Below are 381 nucleotides of genomic sequence, written 5' to 3' on the forward strand. Positions count from 1 at the left end.
TTACTCGATAATCTTCGCAACGACACCTGCGCCGACGGTACGGCCGCCTTCGCGGATTGCGAAGCGCAGACCTTCTTCCATGGCGATCGGGGCGATCAGCTTGACCGTGATCGACACGTTGTCGCCCGGCATCACCATTTCCTTGTCCTTCGGCAGCTCGATCGAGCCCGTCACGTCCGTCGTACGGAAGTAGAACTGCGGACGGTAGTTGTTGAAGAACGGCGTGTGACGGCCGCCTTCGTCCTTGCTCAGCACGTACACTTCAGCGGTGAAGTGCGTGTGCGGCGTGATCGAACCCGGCTTGGCCAGCACTTGGCCGCGCTCGACGTCTTCACGCTTCGTGCCGCGCAGCAGGATACCGACGTTGTCGCCCGCTTGACC

The 381-nt window shown here is 61.7% G+C and carries 1 pseudogene; it reads right to left on the reverse strand.

Annotation, left to right across the window (positions count from 1 at the left end):
• Positions 1-381 (reverse strand): annotated as a pseudogene (gene tuf, locus HWX53_RS27415) (elongation factor Tu); the annotation flags it as partial.

Origin of the sequence: Caballeronia sp. BCC1704, from assembly GCF_902833455.1 — a bacterium.
Classification (GTDB): Bacteria; Pseudomonadota; Gammaproteobacteria; order Burkholderiales; family Burkholderiaceae; genus Caballeronia.